Origin of the sequence: Aliiglaciecola sp. 2_MG-2023 (assembly GCF_030548145.1) — a bacterium.
Taxonomy (GTDB): Bacteria; Pseudomonadota; Gammaproteobacteria; order Enterobacterales; family Alteromonadaceae; genus Aliiglaciecola; species Aliiglaciecola lipolytica_A.
This window is the reverse complement of record NZ_JAUORY010000004.1, coordinates 276235-283341: the sequence shown is the minus strand read 5'-3', so window position 1 is coordinate 283341 and position 7107 is coordinate 276235. Positions and strand designations below refer to the sequence as shown.

6 protein-coding genes are annotated in these 7107 nt (G+C 41.8%); 1 reads left to right on the top strand and 5 read right to left on the bottom strand.

All coding sequences use genetic code 11. The annotated features are described in order from the left end of the window. The 4 genes from Q4567_RS06575 to gloB all read right to left on the bottom strand — a co-directional run. Positions 1–199: hypothetical protein (locus tag Q4567_RS06575; RefSeq protein ID WP_303499811.1), on the bottom strand; the 199-nt coding region annotated here is incomplete at its 3' end. Between the two features lie 290 nt (positions 200–489). Then, on the bottom strand, positions 490–1545 hold the full coding sequence (locus tag Q4567_RS06570) for an ion transporter (protein ID WP_216047037.1): 1056 nt from the start codon (positions 1543–1545) through the stop codon (positions 490–492). 34 nt (positions 1546–1579) lie between these two features. Beyond that, positions 1580–3265, bottom strand: coding sequence for a LysM peptidoglycan-binding domain-containing protein (locus Q4567_RS06565; protein WP_216047046.1), 1686 nt, complete (start codon positions 3263–3265; stop codon positions 1580–1582). 43 nt (positions 3266–3308) lie between these two features. Further along, positions 3309–4103 carry a hydroxyacylglutathione hydrolase gene (gloB, locus tag Q4567_RS06560; RefSeq protein WP_303499810.1) on the bottom strand — a complete coding sequence of 265 codons (795 nt, stop codon included), beginning with the start codon at positions 4101–4103 and terminating at the stop codon, positions 3309–3311. 76 nt (positions 4104–4179) lie between these two features. On the opposite strand from gloB, the gene Q4567_RS06555 reads away from it, so the two are divergent. Continuing rightward, positions 4180–4950: a class I SAM-dependent methyltransferase gene (locus Q4567_RS06555; protein ID WP_216047035.1), complete on the top strand. Its 771-nt coding sequence runs from the start codon at positions 4180–4182 to the stop codon at positions 4948–4950. A gap of 104 nt (positions 4951–5054) precedes the next feature. On the opposite strand, the gene metG is transcribed toward Q4567_RS06555, so the two are convergent. Continuing rightward, positions 5055–7100 (bottom strand): methionine--tRNA ligase, encoded by a 2046-nt coding sequence (gene metG, locus Q4567_RS06550; protein ID WP_303499808.1) that lies wholly within the window; start codon positions 7098–7100, stop codon positions 5055–5057. Positions 7101–7107: the final 7 nt, after the last annotated feature.

Here is a 7107-nt window from a genome sequence, read left to right as displayed (position 1 = left end):
ACAGGGTGCAATTAATCTGTAGCATGGCCTTTAGGCCATGGATGATGTTGCTAGCATTGTAGGGGATAAATCCCCCATCTACAGGAGGGGAATTTGTAGCATGGCCTTTAGGCCATGAGCACCGAACAACAACCGCGGGGCTAAAGCCACCGCCTACACGAATCACCGAATAAAATGCATCACCGCTTTTTTGTAGCATGGCCTTTAGGCCATGGATAATGTTGCCAGCGTTGTAAGGAATAAATCTCCCACCTACAGGGTGCAATTAATCTGTAGCATGGCCTTTAGGCCATGGATGATGTTGCTAGCATTGTAGGGGATAAATCCCCCACCTACAGGGTTTGATTAATCTGTAGCATGGCCCTTAGGCCATGAATGCTGTTGCTAGCGTTGCAGGGGATAAATCCCCCACCTACAGGGTGCAATTAATCTGTAGCATGGCCTTTAGGCCATGAAAAATATCAAAAAAGCGCAGGATAAACCTCCCCGCTAGATTTGCGGAGGATTTTGTGGATTGTTTTGTTCAACAACTACAGCTGTGACAGTTGATTCTTGCTCAAATTCGGTTTTCCAGCGCTGCTGCGAAACATGACTTTTTATCAGCTCGATACATTCATTTACCACGGCTAATACCTCATCATCTAACGCTTCATCTTCACTTGAAAATCGACCAATCCCATGCTTTACAAAATCGTCGATTTTTTCTGGGGTCATGTCTTTGAGCAGATTAACGATTGATTGGGTGACAATGTCTGTCACCGCGGACTCTAAGGTGCGCTCAATGGTTGAACCTAACACTGGAACCAGTTTTAAGGTTGAAATATGCGGATTGCCTCTAACTGCTTTACCAACACTTTTGTTCACATGTTGTCTTACGGACTGGCCATGTTCGTTATGTTCAATAGACTCACCAATATGACTCAATACTGATGCTGTCCATCTGGATATCACCGGCAGTCGAGATGCGATTACATTTTGAGTAATATCTTCTACTAGGGGAGAACCTGCAGCGATATCTTTTTGCGCATCCGATAATACTTTGACAACAATGCGATCAGACAGCTCTTCTACAAAAACTTCATAATAAAATGCGATAAAGCGAAACAAAGCTGTGCGCCTAAGGTCAATAATTTCATATTTATGCAGGCGATGAAGAATTGAAAATATCCGTAAAAAACGGAATATTCGAGCAGCACCAAGTGGGATACAGCCAACCAAATCGTAAAAGTGAATAAATGGGAAAAAATACCATCTCAAGTAGGTCTTTTTTACCACTGCAACTATCCAGCGTAAGCAAAATTCACTAAGGAATACCGCGACAAAGGCTAAATCTATCAACAGGAAGTTATTGTGCACAGGGGCATAGCCAGTGACTAAGGATTCCGATACATAAGCTAATGATTGTTTTACGATTTCGGTGCTGTATAAGGAGTCAAAAATAATCCAGATAAGATTAATGAATAATAATCCTAGCATAAATAAATCGAGCAAAAGCCAAGGACCCTCATGGCTTTTGCTTAGATTTTTGCGATTAAACCCCAGCATCGATCATTCCTTTACCTTAGTTAACTTTGACTTGTTAGGTACGAGTAACGTCAACATAGACTTTTATCTTCTGTCCAGGCTGCAAATATTTACGCAGTTTATCTTGATTCCAACGTTTTAAATCCACCAGATTCACTTTAAATTTATTCGCAATTCGAGCTAATGAATCACCTTTTTTAACGGTGTAGGTTAACGTGCGCATTACCGCATCTTTACGTTGAGATTCAGACGCTTGTTTAACCCAAATAACCAAGTTTTTACCTGGCATTAAGGGATCGGTGGGAGCCATACCGTTCCATTTGGCCAAACTACGCATGTCGACCTTATATTCGCGGCTTAAATCCCAAAAGGTATCACCACTTTTTACTTTGTGATTTAAAGAGTAACTTCCGCGAGGTTTAGATTGAGTAGTTGCCAGCCGCTGCTCTTGTGAAAGGGAATATGAATCCAGAGATTTTAGTGAAACCGGCACCAAAATATAATCTCCGACCCGGATCAGGTTGCCTTGCATATCATTCACACCTTGGATCACGCCAACGGTGGTATGATATTGTTTGGCTAATTTTAATAAACTGTCACCACTTTTGATTTTATGCCGAACCCAGTTAAGACGTTCATTTTCTTCTATTTTATTTAGCGCAATCTCAAAATTGTCAACGCTTTCAACAGGCAATAATAATCTGTGAGGGCCATCAGGATCCGTTGCCCAACGATTGAAGCCAGCATTCAGGGAATGAAGTTCTTTGAGGGTTAATCCCGCAAGGTCTGCCGCTAACGCAAGATCGATTTGTGACTCCACGTCTACCACTTCAACAAAAGGTTTATTTGGAATGGCTGTCCACGCAATATTGTCATCATCTGCATCTTTTAAAATGCTGCTAAGAGCTAATAATTTAGGCACATATGCTCGGGTTTCGCGAGGTAAATCTAACGACCAGAAGTCAGTAGGTTTTCCGGCTTTTTTATTCCGTCTAATCGCACTTCTGACTCTACCTTCACCTGAATTGTATGCTGCCAACGCATGTAGCCAGTCGCCATCAAACATATTATTTAAGTAGGTCAGATAGGCAATTGCGCCCTCAGTTGATGCAACTACATCGCGTCTTCCGTCATACCACCAAGTTTGTTTCATGCCAAAACGTTTTCCAGTACCTGGAATAAACTGCCACATGCCTGCAGCTCGTCCGTGGGAATAGGCAAAAGGATCAAATGCGCTTTCTACTATGGGCAAAAAAGCTAACTCAAGGGGAAGTTGGTTCTTTTCAATTTGCTCAACAATGTAGTGCATGAAAGGCTTGGCACGAGTTGCGACTCGCTGCATATATTCAGGGTGCTTCAGATACCAATTTTTTTGTGCCTTTAAACGATCATTATCTGGGATCGGGAAAGTTAACTGTTGTTTAATTCTAAGCCAAAGGTTTTCAGGGCTCTGAGTTGACTCGTTGATATCAGCAATTTCATCATCAGGTAATTCAACGTAATTGTCTGGCTCAACTGTAATTTCTACTATTTCTGTAGGGTGAGTAACAGGAATAGTGCCCTGAGATGCGGAGGTGCAATCAAAAAGCTCATCAGCTAAAGCGTGTTTCTGTTCACAGCTGTTATTGATTTGTTCGGCAATCAGTTGTTCTTGATGAGTTTCGCTTTGGGCATGGGAGTCCGCCATATATGTTTGGCAACCCGTTAATACCATTAGCAACGAAAAAGAGGTGATTTTCATTGCGGTGTTGAAAAACCCTGTTTGACCCTTATCATTGGCTCCACTAAAAATTGTCTTTCCACTGCCTGATTGCAGCGAAAACGTCTGTTTCGTTGGATAACTTCTTGCCAACAAATTGTTCTGCATTATGTTTTATTTCATCCTGTTGCGCACGTAAAAACGGATTTATCGCTTTTTGTTGTTCGATATTTGAAGGCAGAGTAGGTAGCCCCTGACTTCTTTGATGTTTTGCCCAATCTGAATAGGCGTGTAGAGCTTGGTTTTCAGGTTCTACATTTAGCGCAAAATTCACATTAGCTAAAGTATATTCGTGGGTACAATAGACCTTAGTTTGTGCTGGGAGTTTCATTAATTTCTCTAAAGATTCATGCATTTGTTGTGGAGTGCCTTCGAAAAGTCTGCCGCAACCCGCTGAAAATAAGGTATCTCCACAAAACAGCATATTTTGACCATAAAACGCGATATGGTCCAAGGTGTGCCCTGGTACCTCTAAAACCGCCAATTCAAGATCCAAGGAATCGAGCACTACTGAATCGCCTTCCTTCAATCTTTTGGTCAAGCCTTGAATATTACCATAGTCTGGTCCCAACACGGGAATCTCTGGTGCGTGTTTTAAAAGGGCCAAAATGCCACCGGTATGATCATTGTGATGGTGGGTCACCAATATCCCTTTTAGGGTTAAATTTGTCGATTGAATATAATCTAAAACTGGTGATGCATCTCCAGGATCAACCACCCAGCAATTCACGCCATTGTGTAAACACCAAATATAATTATCTGTGAACGCCGGGATAGGAAATACCGATAGGATTGACTGAGTTTGTTTTGTTTGAGACATAATTACCTTGCTTGTGTCACTTCGCTAGTGTTGTACTATATGTAGTTGTTGGTAGCTGCGCAATTGTTTGGACAATATGAAGCCTGCTTTAATCTCTAAAAAACCGATTTATCCCACTTCCTGGCAAGCTTTGCCTGTTGGGGAGCCCATGAAAGAACATGTGGAAACCAGCTTAGAAGCATGTAGCAGGCGTTTTTTTGGCTATCATTTAGTTAAGGTGGGCTGTTTGAGCAGCCAAATCGATTTATCAGAATGTGCAATCAAACATATTGTTAATGTGGTGAATCGAAAATGCGTAGAGCAACATCAACCTATAAAAGGTAACCAAGTTATCGCAGATAGCCATGAGCTGCCTTTTAGCGAAAACAGCGTCGACGCTTTTTTGCTAGCCCATGAACTGGACTTTTCCAGAGATCCCCATCAAATTTTAAGAGAAATTGATCGAACATTAATTCCCAATGGCCACGTGGTGATAGTGGGCTTCAATCCATTTAGTTTGGCTGGAATTTTGCGTTATCTTCCGTTTAAATCAAATAAGATTTTACGGGAAGCTCGCTTTTTTAGCAGTATGCGAATAAATGACTGGCTGCATTTGCTTGGTTTTGAAACCATTGAGCAACATCAGCTGGTATTTTCGAGTTTGATGTTTAAGCGTAAATCACGGCTTTTTTCAGGAATAGAATCGTTCTGTCGTAAATATTTGCCAATATTTTCGAGTATTTACGTGATAGTCGCCAAAAAGCGTGTGATTCCACTTTCCTTAATTAAACCAAAATGGAAACCCTCACCAAAGTTCTCAACGGTAGGTGCTAGCGTTCGCACCTCAATGCAAAAAAATAGTCGTTAACTGCAATAGGTGAAGTACTGTTGTTAAGTCTGTTTTAGGCAAATAAAAAGGCGTTCATAATATGAACGCCTAATAGTGGATCAGTTATAAGGTTAGTGAAGCTATTATTTAACTTTCATACCAGGTTGTGCTCCTTCATGGGGTTCCATGATCCACAGATCTTTTCCACCCGGTCCAGCCGCTAAAACCATTCCCTCTGACAAACCAAAACGCATTTTGCGGGGGGCTAAATTTGCCACCATTACGGTTAACTTACCTTCAAGGTCTTCTGGTTGATAGGCTGATTTAATGCCGGCAAACACCTGTTTAGTTTCTCCGCCTAGATCCAATTGCAGACGCAGTAATTTATCTGCACCTTCAACGTGTTCAGCTTTGGCTATTTTAGCTATACGTAGGTCGACTTTTGCAAAGTCATCAAAGCTAATCGTTTCACCAATTGGATCTTTGCTAAGTGAGCCATCGGTGGCCGATTCCGCCGCGGGAGCTGCGACCTTCTTAGGCTCAAGGTTTTCTTTTGAGTCTTCTATAATCGCGTTAACCTTGTCCATATCAACACGTTGCATCAAGGCTTTAAACTTGTTTATTTTATGTTTACCCAAGTCACGTTGCGCACTGTCCCAATCAAGTTCATCGTTTAGGAAGGCTTCAGCTTGCTCAGCCAGTTTTGGCAATACAGGTTTAAGATAAACAACCAATATACGGAACAAGTTGATTCCCAACGAACATACATCGTGAGTATATTGCTCTTTACCTTCTTCTTTGATGGTCACCCAAGGAGCTTGCGCATCAATGAATTGATTGGCTTTATCTGCCAAAGCCATGATTTCACGGATAGCTCTGTTGTATTGGCGCTTTTCATACATGTTGGCAATGTCATCAGAGGCTTGTTTAAATTGCGCAAGCAATTCAGGCTCAATGACGTTATCCGATAATGTAGCGTCAAAACGTTTGGTGATGAATCCGGCGCAACGACTGGCAATATTCACTACTTTACCGACTAAGTCAGAATTTACTTTCTGCGCAAAATCTTCCAAATTTAAATCGATATCAGTGACGCCGTCACTTAATTTAGAGGCGTAGTAATAACGTAAATACTCTGGATTCAAATGATCTAAATAGGTGCGTCCTTTAATAAAGGTACCCGTGGATTTAGACATTTTTGCGCCATTTACCGTGACAAAACCGTGGACGTTAACACCCGTTGGTTTGCGTAGACCTGCACCTTCAAGCATGGCGGGCCAGAACAAACAATGGAAATATGTAATGTCTTTGCCGATGAAATGATATAGCTCAGCATCTGAGTCTGCATTCCAGAAACTATCAAAATCAATATCATGTTGATTACAATAATTTTTGAAGCTCGCCATGTAACCTACTGGAGCATCAACCCAAACATAGAAAAACTTGTTCGGTGCGCCAGGTATCTCAAAACCGAAATAAGGCGCGTCTCGACTGATATCCCACTGTTGCAATCCTTCGTCAAACCACTCTTTGAGTTTATTGGCGATTTCTTCTTGCAGCGCACCACTGACTAGCCACTCTTTGAGCATATCTTCAAATTTTGGCAAATCGAAAAAATAATGTTCTGAATCTTTCAAGATAGGAGTTGCACCGGATACTACAGAGCGCGGATTGATAACTTCCGTGGGGCTGTAGGTCGCACTGCATACGTCGCAGCTATCGCCATTTTGATTTTCGGCTTTACACGAAGGGCAAGTACCTTTGATGAAACGATCTGGCAAGAACATTTTCTTTTCCGGATCATACAATTGGCTGATAGTACGTTTGCTGATGTAGCCGGCAGAATTCAAGCGATTATAGATTTCTTCACATAATTCTTTGTTTTCTTCAGAGTGGGTCACATAGTAATTATCGTATTCGATGTGAAAATCAAGCAGATCTTGGTGATGTTCTGCTCGAGTTTGCGCGACCATTTGTTCAGGGGTAATCCCTAACTCCTGAGCTTTTAACATTACCGGCGTACCGTGTGCATCATCCGCACAAACACTGTAGCATTGGTTGCCTCGCATTCGTTGATAACGTGTCCATATATCAGTTTGAATGTGTTCCAGTAAATGGCCTAGATGGATAGAACCATTGGCATAAGGTAAGGCACTGGTGACGAGTATTTTACGTGGCTGATTTGGCATGTTTGAT